Below are 17,061 nucleotides of genomic sequence, written 5' to 3'. Positions count from 1 at the left end.
TTGGCGCCCGGTGTGGGGCGGCGCGGGCTGGATCAATATATGTCAGTTTGTCGCAGGACGCTGGCTGTCACCGTGCGTTGCTGTTGTCGGGTCATTGGCTGGCGATCCGTTCACCCCAGGCGCGCGCCCGGGCAATCAGGGCCGTCTCGTCCATGCGGGTCAGGCGGCGTTCGTCCAATAGCTGTCGGCCGCCGACCCAGAGGTGTTTTACGCAGTCGCGACTGCTGGCGTAGAGCAGCTGCGAGACAGGATCGTAGACCGGTTGCTGTGCCAGACCGGATAGGTCGAAGGCTACCAGATCCGCCAGTTTGCCCACTTCCAGCGAGCCTATCAGATTGTCCAGACCCAGTGCGCGGGCACCGTTAAGGGTAGCCATGCGCAGCGCTGAGTGGGCATTGAGCGCCGTGGCGGAGCCGGCAACGGCCTTGGCCAGTAGTGCGGCGGTACGGGTTTCTCCCAGCAGGTCAAGGTCGTTGTTGCTGGCAGCACCGTCGGTGCCGATGGCAACGTTGACGCCAGCCTGCCAGAGGCGCTCCACCGGGCAGAAACCGCTGGCCAACTTGAGATTGGACTCAGGGCAGTGGATGACGCTGCAATTGTGTTCGACCAGCAGAGCCAGATCCTCATCTTCTATCTGGGTCATGTGTACGGCCTGAAAGCGCGGGCTCAGCAGGCCGAGATTTGCCAGTCGGGCCAGTGGGCGCTGACTGTGCTGTTGCAGGCTGTCCTGCACTTCACGGGCTGTCTCGTGTACGTGCATCTGGATACCGGCATCCAGTTCGTCGGCCAGTATCCGGATTTCCTCCAGTACTGCGTCGGGCACCGTATAGGGTGCGTGCGGGCCGAAAGCGATGCGGATGCGAGGATGCTGCTTCAGGTCGTCAAACAGTTGCAGGCCCTTGCGCAAGGACTCGGCCGGGTTAAGTGCGCCGGGCACGGGGAAGTCGAGAACCGGAATGGTGATCTGGGCCCGTATGCCGGCATCGTGCACGCAACGTGCAGCGATCTGCGGGTGAAAGTACATGTCGGCAAAGCAGCTGATACCGCCGCGAATCTGCTCGGCGATGGCCAGGCTGGTGCCGTCGCGGACGAAATTCTCGTCGACCCAGCGGTGTTCGGCTGGCCAGATATGCTCATGCAGCCAGCTCATCAGTGGCAGGTCGTCGGCAATACCGCGCAGCAGAGTCATGGCAGCATGGCCGTGGGCGTTGACCAGGCCTGGAGCCAGCAGGCACTCCGGCAGTTCGCGGATTTCCCGGGCTGACTGGCGTAGCGCCTCGGCCCGTGGGGCGATCAGTGCAATCTGACCGTTGCGGATACCTAGTGCATGGTCGCGCAGCACCACGGCGGAAGGCTCTACCGGCACCAGCCAGGTGGGAAGCAGCAGCAGATCGAGCGGTGAGTCGGGCATGGGGCGCAAGCCTGTGGCGTGAACGGGCTAAAGGGCGCCAGTGTATAGGTGAACCGCGATGGCATGAACCCTGGAGCGTCGAGGCGTCGGGCTGACGACTCTTACTTCGTCGCGAGGTTGAGGTTCCTGCGGGGCGTAGGGATGTGCACTCGGGGACACTTGGAACTGTCAGCTACGACCTGGGCTGGGTCGCGGCTTGCGTAGTATGGCGGCTGAAGGCCATGGGGTAGGTGCGCGGCACGCTTTGTGGTAAGCTCCGGCAGTTTTCAAGGGGGCTGGTTGCGGTCGCCTTTTATGCATTGAATCGTGGCATAACTCGTTGATTTGTCGTGAGTCGCCAATGACCCGAGGTCATGGCGGCGAGCCTCGCAGCGTTCAGGAAGAATGGCGCGGGGTTTCATCAGAAAAAGGAACCAGGCTTCTCATGGGCGAACTGGCCAAAGAAATTCTCCCGGTCAATATCGAAGACGAGCTGAAACAGTCCTACCTCGACTACGCCATGAGCGTGATCGTCGGCCGGGCTCTGCCGGATGCGCGTGATGGCTTGAAGCCGGTGCACCGTCGCGTGCTCTATGCAATGAGCGAGCTGGGCAACGACTGGAACAAGCCTTACCTCAAGTCGGCCCGCGTGGTCGGCGACGTGATCGGTAAATACCACCCGCATGGTGACTCGGCGGTGTACGACACCATCGTGCGCATGGCGCAGCCCTTCTCGCTGCGTTACCTGCTGGTGGACGGCCAGGGTAACTTTGGTTCGGTGGACGGCGACTCCGCAGCGGCCATGCGATACACCGAGGTGCGTCGCACGCGTCTGGCCCATGAATTGCTGGCCGATCTGGACAAGGAAACCGTCGACTGGGTGCCCAACTACGACGGTTCGTTGCAGATTCCTGAAGTCCTGCCGACCAAGATTCCCAACCTGCTGGTCAACGGTTCCAGCGGCATTGCTGTGGGTATGGCCACCAATATTCCGCCGCACAACCTCAGCGAGGTGATCGACGGCTGCCTGGCACTGATCGACAACTCCGAGCTGACCGTTGACGAGCTGATGCAATACATTCCGGGCCCCGATTTCCCCACGGCCGGCATCATCAACGGCCGTGCCGGCATCATCGAGGCCTACCGTACCGGTCGTGGTCGCATCTACGTGCGCGCCCGCGTCGAGATCGAGGACATTGACAAGACCGGTAACCGCCAGCAACTGGTAATCACTGAGCTGCCGTACCAGCTGAACAAGGCGCGACTGATCGAGAAGATCGCCGAGTTGGTGAAAGAGAAGAAAATCGAGGGCATCACCGAGCTGCGTGACGAGTCCGACAAGGACGGCATGCGCGTGGTGATTGAGCTGCGTCGTGGCGAAGTGCCGGACGTGGTGCTGAACAATCTCTATGCCCAGACCCAGATGCAGAGTGTGTTCGGCATCAACGTGGTGGCGCTGGTCGATGGTCAGCCCAGGACGCTGAACCTCAAGGAAATGCTTGAGGTATTCGTCCGTCACCGCCGCGAAGTGGTGACCCGGCGTACCGTCTACGAACTGCGTAAGGCCCGTGAGCGCGGTCATATCCTGGAGGGTCAGGCTGTCGCGCTGTCCAATATCGACCCGGTGATCGAGCTGATCAAGAGCTCGCCGACCCCGGCTGAAGCCAAGGAGCGCCTGATCGCCACCGCCTGGGAATCCAGTGCCGTGGAAGCCATGGTTGAGCGCGCCGGAGCCGAGGCTTGCCGTCCGGAAGGGCTTGATGAGCAGTATGGCCTGCGTGACGGCAAGTACTATCTGTCTCCCGAGCAGGCCCAGGCCATCCTCGAACTGCGTCTGCACCGTCTGACCGGTCTGGAGCACGAGAAACTGCTGGCCGAATACCAGGAAATCCTCACCCAGATCGGCGAGTTGATCCGTATCCTCACCAGCCCCGAGCGGCTGATGGAAGTGATCCGCGAAGAGCTGGAGAAGGTCAAGGCCGAATTCGGCGATGAGCGCCGCACCGAGATCATTGCTTCGCGTCAGGATCTGACCATTGCTGACCTGATCACTGAGGAAGAGCGTGTCGTCACCATCTCCCACGGCGGCTATGCCAAGAGTCAGCCTCTGGCTGCCTATGAAGCGCAGCGTCGTGGCGGCAAAGGCAAGTCGGCTACCGGTGTGAAGGACGAGGACTACGTCGAGCACCTGCTGGTAGCCAACAGTCATGCCACGCTGCTGCTGTTCTCCAGCAAGGGCAAGGTGTACTGGCTGCGCACCTTCGAAATTCCCGAGGCCTCGCGTACTGCGCGTGGCCGGCCGTTGGTCAACCTGTTGCCGCTTGATGAGGGCGAGCGCATCACCGCGATGTTGCAGATCGATCTTGAAGCCTTGCAGCAAAGTGGTGGCGATGAAGACGATCTGGACGAGAACGAAGGGGCGGTAATCGAGGGCGAAGTGCTCGAGGCTGAAGAGGTCGAAGAGGCCGACGGCGATACCCCGGAGCTGAACGCTGAGCCTACTGGTGCCTACATCTTCATGGCCACCGCATTCGGTACCGTGAAGAAAACTCCGCTGATCCAGTTCAGCCGTCCGCGCAGCGCGGGTCTCATCGCGCTGAAGCTGGAAGAGGGTGACACCCTGATCGCGGCGGCCATTACCGACGGCTCCAAGGAGGTGATGCTGTTCTCCGACGCCGGCAAGGTGATCCGCTTCGCCGAGAGCAAGGTGCGTACCATGGGCCGCAGCGCCCGTGGCGTACGTGGCATGCGCCTGGGCCAGGGCCAGCAGCTGATTTCCATGCTGATTCCCGAATCCGGTGCGCAGATCCTCACTGCTTCCGAGCGCGGCTATGGCAAGCGCACTCCGCTGGGCAAGTTCCCCCGTCGTGGGCGCGGTGGTCAGGGCGTGATTGCCATGGTCACCAGCGAACGTAACGGCAAGTTGGTGGGCGCCATCCAGGTGCAGGATGGCGAGGAAATCATGCTGATTTCGGATCAGGGCACGTTGGTGCGTACCCGTGTCGATGAGGTCTCCGTCTCCGGCCGCAACACCCAGGGCGTGACGCTGATTCGACTGGCCAAGGATGAGACCCTGGTGGGGCTGGAGCGTGTTCAGGAGCCCAGTCGCAGTGACGACGAGCTGCCTGCCGAAGAGGCAGGCGAGAGTGTCGCGAATGCAGCCGATGATGTGCAGGGCGAGGCCGCTCAGGGTAGCGAAGAGGAGTAAGGCTTGGCCAGGGCGGCAGCCGTCGGCTCGCCGTCTTGCGTCGCAGCGCCGGGCCGGGGCTTCCCGGCGGCAGACATTTGCGAGCCCTGTCCGGCAGGGCTCGCCAGGCATCGATCTTGAGAGAGACTGACGTGAGTAAGCGAGCATTCAACTTCTGCGCCGGCCCGGCCGCGCTGCCGACCGCTGTACTGGAACGAGCCCAGGCCGAGATGCTCGACTGGCAGGGCAGGGGCCTGTCGGTGATGGAGATGAGCCATCGCAGCGATGAGTACGTCGCCATCGCCACACAGGCTGAACAGGATCTGCGCGATCTGCTTGGCGTGCCGGATAACTACAGGGTGCTGTTCCTGCAGGGCGGCGCCAGTCAGCAGTTCGCCGAAATTCCGCTGAACCTGCTGCCTGAAGGCGGCGTGGCCGACTACGTGGAAACCGGCATCTGGTCGAAGAAGGCCATCGAGGAAGCCCGTCGTTACGGCACCATTAATATTGCCGCCAGCGCCAAATCGCAGGACTACTTCGCCATTCCCGCGCAGAGCGACTGGCAATTGTCGGCCAATGCTGCCTACGTCCATTACTGCAGCAACGAAACCATTGGCGGCCTGCAGTTCGACTGGATTCCGGAAACCGCCGATGTGCCGCTGGTGGTGGACATGTCCTCGGACATCCTTTCGCGTCCGCTCGACGTTTCTCGCTTCGGCCTGATCTACGCCGGTGCGCAGAAGAACATCGGCCCCAGCGGCCTGGTGGTGGTGATCGTCCGTGAGGATCTGCTCGGCCGTGCCCGTGCCAGTTGCCCGACCATGCTCGACTACAAGATTTCTGCCGACAACGGCTCGATGTACAACACCCCGGCGACCTATTCCTGGTATCTCTCGGGGCTGGTGTTCCAGTGGCTCAAGGAACAGGGCGGTGTTGAAACCATGGAGCGGATCAACCGTGCCAAGAAGGATCTGCTGTACAAGGCTATCGACAGCAGTGACTTCTACAGCAATCCGGTTGCGCCCGCTTCGCGCTCCTGGATGAACGTGCCGTTCCGTCTGGCTGATGAGCGCCTGGACAAGGTATTCCTTGCTGGCGCTGAAGAACGTGGCCTGCTCAATCTCAAGGGGCACCGCTCGGTAGGCGGTATGCGCGCCTCGATCTATAACGCCGTGGGCCTGGATGCTGTCGAAGCGCTGGTCGCCTATATGGCCGAGTTCGAGAAGGAGCGCGGCTGATATGTCGGAGCAGGAACTGCAGGCGCTGCGGGTACGCATCGACAACCTTGATGAGCGCATCCTCGAGTTGATCAGTGATCGCGCGCGCTGCGCCGAGGAAGTGGCGCGGGTGAAGATGAAGGATCTGAAGGAAGGCGAGTCGCCGGTGTTCTACCGGCCGGAGCGTGAGGCCCAGGTGCTCAAGCGCATCATGGCGCGCAACCAGGGGCCGCTGAGCAACGAGGAAATGGCGCGGCTGTTCCGCGAGATCATGTCCACCTGCCTGGCGCTGGAAAATCCGCTGAAGGTGGCCTATCTCGGCCCGGAAGGCACTTTCTCCCAGGCAGCGGCCATGAAGCACTTCGGTCACGCGGTGATCAGCGTGCCGATGGCCGCCATCGACGAAGTGTTCCGCGAGGTGGCGGCCGGTGCGGTCAACTTCGGCGTGGTGCCGGTGGAGAACTCCACTGAGGGTGCCATCAACCACACCCTGGACAGCTTCCTCGAACATGACCTGGTGATCTGCGGCGAGGTTGAGCTGCGCATCCACCATCACCTGCTGGTCGGCGAGAACACCAAGACCGACAAGATCACCCGCATCTATTCTCACGCCCAGTCCCTGGCGCAGTGCCGCAAGTGGCTCGATGCTCATTATCCGAACGTCGAGCGCGTGGCTGTTTCCAGCAACGCCGATGCTGCCAAGCGGGTCAAGAGCGAGTGGAACAGTGCCGCCATTGCCGGCGACATGGCCGCCAAGCTCTACGGCCTGAGCAAGCTGGCCGAGAAGATCGAGGATCGTCCGGACAACTCCACGCGTTTCCTCATCATCGGCAATCAACAGGTACCGCCGACCGGTGATGACAAGACATCGATCATTGTCTCCATGCGCAACAAGCCGGGGGCGCTGCACGAGCTGCTGGTGCCGTTCCACACCAATGGTATCGACCTCACCCGCATCGAGACCCGTCCGTCGCGCAGCGGCAAGTGGACCTATGTGTTCTTCATCGACTTTGTCGGTCATCACTGCGATCCGCTGATCAAGGATGTGCTGGAGAAGCTTGCCCAGGAGGCCGTGGCACTGAAGGTGCTCGGCTCGTATCCTAAAGCCGTACTGTGACCGCCGGGTAGCGGAGGCCGGTCGCGCGGAGTGTGGTCACGCTTCGCACGCAGGCTGTCCGGTGCCGGCGGCGCCCTTTTAGAGTCGCCCTTTCCGAAGCTTGAGGCTGCTAGCTATGTCCTGCGATTTCCTCACCCTGGCCCAGCCGGGCGTGCAAAAACTCTCCCCCTATGTGCCGGGCAAGCCGGTTGACGAGCTGGCGCGCGAGCTGGGACTCGATCCTGCTGGTATCGTCAAGCTGGCCAGCAACGAAAACCCGCTGGGCCCGAGCCCCAGGGTGCTGGAGGCGGTGCGTCGCGAATTCGACGAACTGACCCGCTACCCAGACGGCAACGGTTTCATCCTCAAGACCGCCCTGGCCGAACGCTACGGCGTGGATACCGCGCAGGTGACGTTGGGCAATGGTTCCAACGACATCCTCGATCTGGTTGCCCGTGCCTATCTGGCCCCCGGGCTGAATGCCGTATTCAGCGAATACGCCTTTGCCGTCTACCCGATCGCCACTCAGGCTGTGGGTGCGCAGGGCCGAGTGGTACCGGCGCGGGACTATGGCCACGATCTGGAGGCCATGCTGGCCGCGATTGACGAGCAGACCCGGGTGGTTTTCATTGCCAACCCCAACAACCCGACCGGTACCTGGTTCGGCCCGGACGCGTTGGAGGCCTTCCTGGCTCGTGTGCCGGAGTCGGTTCTGGTGGTGCTGGATGAGGCCTATATCGAATACGCGTCTGGCGACAACGAGCTGCCGGATGGCTTGAGCTATCTGGCTCGCTACCCGAACCTGCTGGTTTCGCGCACTTTCTCCAAGGCCTACGGCCTGGCCTCGCTGCGGGTCGGTTACGCCATCAGCTCGCCGGTAGTGGCGGACGTGCTCAATCGCGTGCGTCAGCCGTTCAACGTCAACAGTCTGGCCCTGGCTGCGGCCTGTGCCGCGTTGGGTGACAGTGACTACCTGGCCGAGAGCCGCCGCCTTAACGATGCCGGCATGCAGCAACTGCAGGATGGTCTGCGTACCCTGGGACTGAGCTGGATTCCCTCTCGTGGCAACTTCATCGCTGTGGATTTTGGACGCGACACCACGGCGATCAACCAGGCGTTGCTGAAGGAAGGTGTCATCGTGCGTCCGGTTGGCGGCTACGGTATGCCCAACTTCCTGCGGGTCTCCGTTGGCTTGCCGGAAGAGAATGCCCGTTTCCTTGAGGCTTTGGCCAAGGTTCTTTCAGCGTGAGCGAGAGCGATGTAACGCAGTTGCAACCCAAAGAGCCGAGCATTGGTCGCCTGGTGGTGGTCGGTCTCGGCCTGATCGGCGGCTCCTTCGCCAAGGGAATGCGCGAGAGCGGCCAGTGCAGCGAGGTAGTTGGCGTCGATCTGGATGCTGCTTCGCGACGGCTGGCGGTTCAGAATGGGGTGGTTGATCGTTGTGAGGTGGATCTTCGCGCTGCCTGTGAGGGGGCCGACGTGATTCAGTTGGCGGTGCCGATCCTGGCCATGGAGAGGGTGCTGGCTGAGCTGGCCGGCTTTGATCTGGGGCAGGCCGTGTTGACCGATGTTGGCAGTGCCAAGGGCAATGTGCTGCGGGCGGCGCGCAAGGCTTTCGCTGGCAAGAGCGTGCGGCTGGTGCCTGGGCATCCCATTGCCGGCTCTGAACGCAGCGGGGTGGAAGCAGCCAATGCCGAGCTGTTCCGTCGTCACAAGGTCATCCTCACGCCCTGCGAGCAGAGTGACGAGGCTGCGCTGGCGCTGGTTGCGGAGCTGTGGCATGTCCTCGGCGCGGACGTTGAGCTGATGGAGGTGGAGCACCACGACCAGGTGCTGGCCGCCACCAGTCATCTGCCGCACCTTTTGGCTTTCACTCTGGTCGACTCGCTGGCCAAGCGCAGTGAGAACCTGGAGATATTCCGTTATGCCGCTGGTGGTTTTCGTGATTTCACGCGGATCGCCGGCAGTGATCCGGTAATGTGGCACGACATCTTCCTGGCCAACCGAGAGGCTGTTTTGCGCACACTGGATGTATTTCGCGACGACCTTGACGCCTTGCGCGACGCGGTTGACGCAGGGGATGGGCATCAACTGCTGGGCGTGTTCACTCGCGCCCGGGCAGCCCGCGAACATTTCAGCAAAATTCTGGCCCGCAGGGCCTATGTGGACGCTATGCATTCGACCGATCTGATTTTTCTGGCAAAACCTGGCGGCAGTATCAGTGGGCGCATCCGTGTGCCGGGCGACAAATCCATCTCGCACCGTTCGATCATGCTCGGCTCGCTGGCCGAAGGCACCACCGAGGTAGAGGGCTTCCTCGAAGGTGAAGACGCCCTGGCAACCATCCAGGCATTCCGTGACATGGGCGTGGTCATCGAAGGGCCGCACAACGGCCGGGTCACTGTCCACGGTGTTGGCCTCAACGGCCTGAAGGCGCCGGCCGGCCCGCTCTACATGGGTAACTCCGGCACCTCCATGCGCCTGCTTTCTGGCTTGCTGGCAGCGCAGCCGTTTGACACGGTACTGACCGGTGACGCCTCGTTGTCCAAGCGCCCGATGAACCGCGTTGCCAAACCGCTGCGGGAAATGGGCGCAGTGATTGAGACCGGCCCCGAAGGGCGTCCGCCGCTGCAGATCAAGGGTGGTCAGTTCCTGACCGGCATGCATTACCAGATGCCGATGGCCAGTGCTCAGGTCAAGTCCTGCCTGCTGCTGGCAGGGCTCTATGCCTCCGGAACTACCTCGGTTACTGAGCCGGCGCCGACTCGTGACCACACTGAGCGCATGTTGCGAGGTTTCGGCTGCCCGGTACAGGTAGAAGGTAGCACCGCCAGTGTCGAAGCAGGTCACAAGCTCAGTGCAACACGCATCGAGGTGCCGGCTGATATCTCCTCGGCAGCCTTCTTTCTGGTGGCAGCCAGTATTGCGAAAAATTCCGAACTGCTGCTTGAGCATGTGGGGATCAATCCTACGCGCACCGGGGTGATCGATATTCTCAAGCTGATGGGCGGCGACATCACGCTGGAAAATCAGCGCGAAGTAGGGGGCGAGCCGGTGGCAGACATCCGTGTACGCTCCGCGAAACTCAAGGGTATCGACATTCCCGAGGATCTGGTGCCGCTGGCCATCGACGAATTCCCGGTGCTGTTCGTGGCAGCCGCCTGCGCTGAGGGGCGTACCGTGCTGCGCGGCGCCGAGGAGCTGCGGGTCAAGGAGTCGGATCGCATTCAGGTCATGGCTGATGGCCTGCAGACGCTTGGTATCAAGGCCGAGCCGACTCCGGATGGCATTGTCATTGACGGGGGCGTGCTGGGCGGCGGTGAGGTCTGGGCTCACGGCGACCACCGCATCGCCATGTCCTTCAGCGTGGCCTCGCTACGTGCCACGGCGCCGATTCGCATCCATGACTGCGCCAACGTGGCCACTTCTTTCCCCAACTTCCTCGCCCTGGCGGCCGAGGTAGGTATCCGTGTAGCCGAGGAGGGCAACGCATGACAGCACCCGTGATTACCGTTGATGGACCTAGCGGATCGGGCAAGGGCACTATCTGTGCCCTGTTGGCCGAGCAGTTGGGATGGAAACTGCTGGATTCCGGTGCGTTGTATCGTTTGTTGGCTTTTGCCGCCGGTAACCACGGTATTGATCTGACCAACGAAGAATCGCTCAAGCAACTGGCAGCTCATCTGGACGTACAGTTCACTGGCGAGCGCATCATCCTCGAAGGCGAAGAAGTCACCCATGCCATCCGCAACGAGCAGGTGGGGGCCGGTGCCTCCATGGTGGCTTCGCTGCCGGCCGTGCGTGATGCGTTGCTGCAGCGGCAGCGCGCCTTCCGCGAAGCCCCGGGGCTGGTAGCCGATGGTCGCGACATGGGTACAGTGGTCTTTCCGGATGCGCCGCTGAAAGTCTTTCTCACCGCCAGTGCCGAGGAGCGCGCTCGCCGCCGCTACCTGCAGTTGAAGGCCAAGGGGGATGATGTTAATCTTGCGAGTCTGCTTGACGAGATCCGTGCGCGTGATGAACGCGACACCCAACGGGCCGTAGCGCCGCTCAAACCGGCTGACGACGCGATTTTGCTGGATTCCACGGAAATGACCATCGAGCAGGTGCTTGAACGAATTCTGCGCGAAGTTGCTGATCGCGACCTCGCCGGGCACTGAGCTACGGCTGCCTCAAGCCGAGCGGCTCGCAAGGAGGCCTGCGGAAAACCCAGTCCTTGTTCCACAGGCCTCTTTTACATGAACGAACCCACATTGTCTGGAGTGTGGTTTGGGCGAATCCCCGCCCTTGATAACAGGAATCAACATGAGCGAAAGCTTTGCAGAACTTTTTGAAGAAAGCCTGAAATCCCTCGACATGCAGCCGGGCGCCATCATCACCGGCATCGTGGTCGACATCGACGGTGACTGGGTTACCGTGCATGCAGGCCTGAAGTCCGAGGGCGTCATTCCGCTCGATCAGTTCTTCAACGAACAGGGCGAGCTGACCATCAAGGTCGGTGACGAAGTCCACGTTGCGCTGGACGCGGTTGAAGATGGCTTCGGTGAAACCAAGCTGTCCCGCGAGAAAGCCAAGCGCGCTGAATCCTGGCTGGTTCTGGAAGCTGCGTTCAACGCTGAAGAAGTGGTCAAGGGCGTTATCAACGGCAAGGTCAAAGGTGGCTTCACCGTTGATGTCAACGGTATTCGCGCGTTCCTGCCGGGCTCCCTGGTTGACGTCCGTCCGGTGCGTGATACCACCCACCTGGAAGGCAAAGAGCTCGAGTTCAAGGTCATCAAGCTGGATCAGAAGCGCAACAACGTTGTCGTTTCCCGTCGCAGCGTCCTGGAAGCCGAGAACAGCGCCGAGCGCGAAGCTCTGCTGGAATCCCTGCAGGAAGGCCAGCAGGTCAAAGGTATCGTCAAGAACCTCACCGACTACGGTGCGTTTGTTGACCTGGGCGGCGTAGACGGCCTGCTGCACATCACCGACATGGCCTGGAAGCGTATCAAGCACCCGTCCGAGATCGTCAACGTTGGCGACGAGATCGACGTCAAGGTTCTGAAGTACGACCGCGAGCGCAACCGCGTATCCCTGGGTCTGAAGCAGCTGGGCGAAGATCCGTGGGTTGCCATCAAGGCCCGTTACCCGGAAAACACCCGCGTCATGGCTCGCGTCACCAATCTGACCGACTACGGCTGCTTCGCTGAGCTGGAAGAAGGCGTTGAAGGTCTGGTGCACGTTTCCGAAATGGACTGGACCAACAAGAACATCCACCCGTCGAAGGTCGTCAACGTCGGCGACGAAGTGGAAGTCATGGTTCTGGACATCGACGAAGAGCGTCGCCGTATCTCCCTGGGTATCAAGCAGTGCAAGACCAACCCGTGGGAAGACTTCTCCGGCCAGTTCAACAAGGGCGACCGCATCTCCGGTACCATCAAGTCGATCACCGATTTCGGTATCTTCATCGGCCTGGAAGGTGGCATCGACGGTCTGGTTCATCTGTCCGACATCTCCTGGAACGAGCCGGGTGAAGAAGCTGTTCGCCGCTTCAAGAAGGGTGACGAGCTGGAAACCGTTATCCTGTCGGTTGATCCGGAGCGCGAGCGCATCTCCCTGGGCATCAAGCAACTGGAAGATGATCCGTTCAGCAACTACGTGTCGCTGAACGACAAGGGCACCATCGTGCGTGGCACCGTGAAAGAAGTTGACGCCAAGGGTGCCATCATCGACCTGGGCAACGACATCGAAGCGACCCTGAAGGCTTCCGAAATCAGCCGCGACCGCGTTGAAGACGCCCGTAACGTGCTGAAGGAAGGCGACGAAGTCGAAGCCAAGATCATCAGCGTTGACCGCAAGTCCCGCGTCATCAGCCTGTCCATCAAGTCGAAAGACGTTGAGGACGAGAAGGACGCAATGAAGGAACTGCGCAAGCAGGAAGTAGAAAGCACTGGCCCGACCACCATTGGTGATCTGATCCGTGCTCAGATGGAAAGCCAGAACTAAGTTCTGCTGGCCATTTGCAAAAAGGGCGACCCTCGGGTCGCCCTTTTTCGTTTCTGCGTGGGTTTGATCAAGCTTGTGCGCCTGCGGATGTCACCCCTTGCGGCCAATGAAATGCGCCTTGCTCAGTTTGTCCCGGGGCTTCTTTGCAGTTGGTAGCGAGGCGGCGACTTTTCGGCTTTGATTTGGCGTCTTGATGGGGCGTCCTTGGGAGGAATTCCTGCGTTGCTGATGGCCTTGCTGGCATGATTGTTGATGCTGATTTGGCCTGGTTAATTCCCGAAAGAGCTAAGACCTTGTTTTTTAGACTGTTCAAATGCTGATCAGCGTGCTACAACCGAACCGTCGAATCTTCTAGCCGCTTGAAAAAGAAGGGAAAACTATGACCAAGTCGGAGTTGATCGAGAGAATTGTCAGCCAACAGGGTCAGTTATCCTCCAAGGATGTCGAACTGGCTATCAAGACCATGCTGGAGCAAATGTCCCAGGCACTGGCGACTGGCGATCGCATCGAGATTCGTGGCTTTGGCAGTTTTTCGCTGCACTATCGTGCGCCACGGATCGGACGTAACCCGAAAACGGGGCAGTCGGTACACCTGGATGGAAAATTCGTGCCGCATTTTAAGCCTGGCAAGGAGCTGCGTGATCGGGTTAATGAGGACGAGAAAAGCCTGACCTGAGCTGTAAGGGAAGGGGTGTGACCCCTGTTTCATACTTTCGTTCTGCTTGCCAAAAAATGAGAAATTGGCAAAATGTGCCGCGTCTTGCGTTTTCAGGATCTGGATTACGCATTTTATTACCCTGTTTACGCGGGCTGAGCCATAATTTGCGCCTCCTGGGCGGAGTCCCATTGGAGCTCGTTTTTGTTAAAGGATTGACTTTTGCGTTACCCGACGCTCATTCATCATGGTGCCGTTAACGGTGTAACCGGCTCATGTCACCAGGTGCAGATGGATGATGCCCATGCGGTGCTGATTGATTGTGGCCTGTTTCAGGGAGCGGAAACCTCTCCAGATGGTCAGGCAGCAGCAGGGCGGCTCGCCATTGACTTTCCTTTGAAGGACATCAAGGCGCTGATCTTGACGCATGTGCATATCGACCATGTTGGGCGCATCCCCTATCTGTTGGCGGCCGGGTATGCCGGTCCGATTCTCTGCAGCGAGCCCTCGGCCCGATTGCTGCCCATTGTCCTTGAGGATGCCTTCAAGCTTGGTTTTAGCCGCGACCAGAAGCAGGTCGAGCGCTATCTTCGGCTTATCGAAGAGCGTCTTGTTGCCATTCCGTACAAGCAATGGTTCACCCTCACTGACAGTGCGCAGTTGAAAAGTCGTGTGCGCCTACAGCGCGCTGGACATATCCTGGGATCGGCCTATATTGAGCTGGATCTGCACTATCCGACCTCGGGCGAAAAGAAGCGTCTGGTGTTTTCTGGTGATCTCGGAGCTCCGTACGCGCCGATTTTGCCGGCCCCAAAATCTCCCTATAAAGCCGATGTTCTGGTGATCGAAAGTACCTACGGAGACTGCCAGCATGAAGACCGGCGCACGCGTCGTCAGCGTTTGGAAAAAGTGCTGGAGCATGCTCTGAGCAACCGTGGAACGGTACTGATCCCGGCCTTCAGTATTGGCCGTACGCAGGAGCTGCTGTACGAGCTGGAAGGCATCATTCATCAGCGTCGGCAGAAAGCATCAGGCTCCGGAATGGACTGGGCGAATCTGCCGATTATCCTCGACTCACCCCTGGCCAGCCGTTTTACCCGGGTCTACCGGGAGCTTGACCAGTTTTGGGATGCCGAAGCCCGAGAGCGCCTCAAGAAAGGGCGCAATCCACTGGCATTTGCAAACCTGCTAAGCGTCGACAGCCATGCTGCACATGAAGCCATGGTTAACCGCCTGACGCATACTGCACAGCCTGCCATTGTCATTGCTGGCAACGGTATGTGTTCCAGCGGGCGTATTATTAATTACCTGAAGGCAATGCTCGGGGACGAGCGCCATGATGTTCTTTTTGTCGGCTACCAGGCCGAAGGCTCACCCGGTCGGCAGATACAGCGTTTTGGGCCGCAAGGGGGGTATGTGCTGCTGGATGGACAGCGCTATGAGATTCGTGCGCAGATCCATACCATAGGTGGCTATTCAGCTCACGCAGATCAAAAAGGCCTGCTCGGATTTGTCGCGCGGATGCGCCACTGGCCGCAGGAGGTGAGAGTGGTGCACGGTGATGCAGGTGCCAAACAGGCGCTGGCGAATCAACTGGGCGAACTCTACCGAAAGGCGGGGCGCAGTGTTGCGATCAAAATTCCTGAGTCAGCTGTCCATGAATAAGAGCCAAACATCAGGTTTGGAGAGTGCTCCGACCGGCTTTGCATCTGCCCATATGACGGTTCTGTCAGTCGCTCCAGCGATGCAGTATTTTCAACAGCCTCGGGGTTGATGCCAGTGCCTTCTTTCTTGCGTCAGTTCGAGCGCTACTCCTCGGCCATCCGCTGGCTGGTCGGCAGGGTTTGGCGGCATTCCCGGGCCCAGCTGCTGCTGGTATTGGTGGGCCAATGGTTCGGCCTGGCTGTCAGTGCAGTTGCCATCCTGTTGCTAGTGACTTTGGTGCGCAAGATGGAAGGCAAGCAGGACTCTGCCATCTGGGGTGTCGAGCTGCCGCTGCGTGAGCCGGAGTTCCTCGCCAGCATGGTGGCGTTGATCGTCCTGGTCATGACCCTCGGCGTGCTGTTTCTCTATCGTTCCCGCAAGGGCGCTGTTCTGTTGGCGGCGCGTCTGAGTCTGGCCTGCGCTTCCGAGGTGGCCGGTGGTTACGGGGTGTTTGGCACTTCCTCCAGCACCTATACCAGTGACAGTCGTTTGCGCAGTGAACTGGCGCGACTGATGGGGAGTGATTCGCGCAATGCCGGCATGGCACTGCGGCGGATGATCGATGCCAAACTCGCCAGCCTGGTGCTGCTCGTTGGAGGAGCGCTGCTGTTCTACCTGCACTGGGCCGCCACCCTGGCAGTGGCAGGCATGGCGGGCCTGATGCTGCCTTTCTACTACGTGATCAACCAGAAAGCGGTGAGGGCAAGCCGGCGTTTTGAAGAGATGACCGGGCCGGCGCGTACCGACACTTTGCGCGGAGTGGAGCTGCAGGCGCGCCAGAGCAGCTGGCAGGAAAACCGCTTTCCCCTGGACGGCGAGGGCTATAGCAATTTCCAGGCGGTGGTCGAGGCTCATCGGGATCGCTTCGTTGCTGTGACCCAGTCCGAGCTAACCAGTCGACTACTTATGGTGCTGGCTGTATGCGTGCTTGCACTGGGCTTGAGCCACTTTTCCCGTATCGGCGAAATCCCCTGGCTGCTTGTCTTGAGTTATCTGATTGTTTTGCGTTTTGTCATGCTGGCAATACGTCAGATCAATCAGGCATTCACCAGTGTTTCGCGCTTCTATCCGTCGCTGTACCGTTTAACCCAGTATTTCGCGGCGTTGGATGCTCCAGTATTGTCTACCGAGCCAGACGGTCTGGCTCTTCGGGCTCGCCGGCAGAGTTTGGTGGAGCAGCGCAGGAAGGTCGCATGGGTGCCCGGGCGGCCTATGCTTTTGCATCTGCCGTGTCATTTTTCAAGATTCACTGTCGAATTACCGGGACGTGCGCTTGGCATGAAAAGTCATGCTCAACTGCACGCTTTCTTTGAATCGTTGGTTCTTGTGGCTGGTTGGATGGATGACGCATCCAAGCCTGACCCTTCGGTAGATGTGGCATTTCTGACAGAGATGGCGAAGCTGTCAGATAAGCAATATGCAATGGCATTGGGCAGTGATAAGGAGATGGATAGAGTCGGCCTGAGCAGAACAGCCATCGAGGAATGGCGTGCGCGTATTCTTCTGGCCCAGGCTTTGCTCACAGAAAGGAAACTGGTGCTGATCAACTTGGATGCACCTGGAATGGGGGCAGCATTTGCCTCCATGCGAGAGCGCTTTTCCGAGCGAAAGGTGCTGTTATGCACGGAAAGAACGAAAAGCCTGCATGCAGGCCAAAACACATCCTTTGCTGCAGTGGTGGGAGCCGATGGTGCCGTTGTTGCCCTCGGTTCGTATGGCTGGGTGCAAGACAACTGGAAGACCATAACTGCCCTTAAAAAACGGCTTGAAAAACGACTGCTGGAGCAGCGTGTCAAGGGGCAGGAAGAACTATTTGAGGAGGAGTGA

The 17,061-nt window shown here is 60.1% G+C and carries 11 protein-coding genes; 10 read left to right on the top strand and 1 reads right to left on the bottom strand.

Annotated features, from left to right (window positions below; genetic code table 11):
* Positions 1–91: 91 nt before the first annotated feature.
* Complete coding sequence (locus tag NCCP436_RS06930; protein WP_220803246.1) at positions 92–1,411, bottom strand: TRZ/ATZ family hydrolase; 1,320 nt, start codon at positions 1,409–1,411, stop codon at positions 92–94.
* A 424-nt stretch (positions 1,412–1,835) separates the two neighbouring features.
* On the opposite strand from NCCP436_RS06930, the gene gyrA reads away from it, so the two are divergent.
* The 10 genes from gyrA to NCCP436_RS06880 all read left to right on the top strand — a co-directional run bounded on the left by gyrA (position 1,836) and on the right by NCCP436_RS06880 (position 17,061).
* Positions 1,836–4,598, top strand: coding sequence for a DNA gyrase subunit A (gene gyrA, locus NCCP436_RS06925; RefSeq protein ID WP_220803245.1), 2,763 nt, complete (start codon positions 1,836–1,838; stop codon positions 4,596–4,598).
* Between the two features lie 131 nt (positions 4,599–4,729).
* On the top strand, positions 4,730–5,815 hold the full coding sequence (gene serC, locus NCCP436_RS06920) for a 3-phosphoserine/phosphohydroxythreonine transaminase (protein WP_220803244.1): 1,086 nt from the start codon (positions 4,730–4,732) through the stop codon (positions 5,813–5,815).
* 1 nt (position 5,816) lies between these two features.
* Positions 5,817–6,911, top strand: coding sequence for a prephenate dehydratase (gene pheA, locus NCCP436_RS06915; RefSeq protein ID WP_220803243.1), 1,095 nt, complete (start codon positions 5,817–5,819; stop codon positions 6,909–6,911).
* A gap of 115 nt (positions 6,912–7,026) precedes the next feature.
* Entirely contained in the window at positions 7,027–8,139 is a 1,113-nt protein-coding gene (hisC, locus tag NCCP436_RS06910) for a histidinol-phosphate transaminase (protein WP_220803242.1), read from the top strand.
* Entirely contained in the window at positions 8,136–10,385 is a 2,250-nt protein-coding gene (locus NCCP436_RS06905) for a bifunctional prephenate dehydrogenase/3-phosphoshikimate 1-carboxyvinyltransferase (protein WP_220803241.1), read from the top strand. Before hisC ends, NCCP436_RS06905 begins: the two co-directional genes overlap by 4 nt.
* Positions 10,382–11,050 (top strand): (d)CMP kinase, encoded by a 669-nt coding sequence (gene cmk, locus NCCP436_RS06900; RefSeq protein WP_220803240.1) that lies wholly within the window; start codon positions 10,382–10,384, stop codon positions 11,048–11,050. Before NCCP436_RS06905 ends, cmk begins: the two co-directional genes overlap by 4 nt.
* A 145-nt stretch (positions 11,051–11,195) precedes the next feature.
* Positions 11,196–12,875 (top strand): 30S ribosomal protein S1, encoded by a 1,680-nt coding sequence (gene rpsA, locus NCCP436_RS06895; RefSeq protein ID WP_220803239.1) that lies wholly within the window; start codon positions 11,196–11,198, stop codon positions 12,873–12,875.
* 379 nt (positions 12,876–13,254) lie between these two features.
* Complete coding sequence (gene ihfB, locus NCCP436_RS06890; protein WP_220803238.1) at positions 13,255–13,551, top strand: integration host factor subunit beta; 297 nt, start codon at positions 13,255–13,257, stop codon at positions 13,549–13,551.
* A 201-nt stretch (positions 13,552–13,752) separates the two neighbouring features.
* Positions 13,753–15,195, top strand: coding sequence for an MBL fold metallo-hydrolase RNA specificity domain-containing protein (locus NCCP436_RS06885; protein WP_220803237.1), 1,443 nt, complete (start codon positions 13,753–13,755; stop codon positions 15,193–15,195).
* Between the two features lie 126 nt (positions 15,196–15,321).
* The gene (locus tag NCCP436_RS06880; protein ID WP_220803236.1) at positions 15,322–17,061 is read left to right on the top strand and encodes a hypothetical protein; all 1,740 of its coding nucleotides are present in this window, start codon (positions 15,322–15,324) and stop codon (positions 17,059–17,061) included.

Source organism: Pseudomonas sp. NCCP-436, assembly GCF_019656335.1.
Classification (GTDB): domain Bacteria; phylum Pseudomonadota; class Gammaproteobacteria; order Pseudomonadales; family Pseudomonadaceae; genus Aquipseudomonas.
Note: the sequence above shows the minus strand (reverse complement) of the source record. Positions and strands in the feature narration are given on the sequence as shown.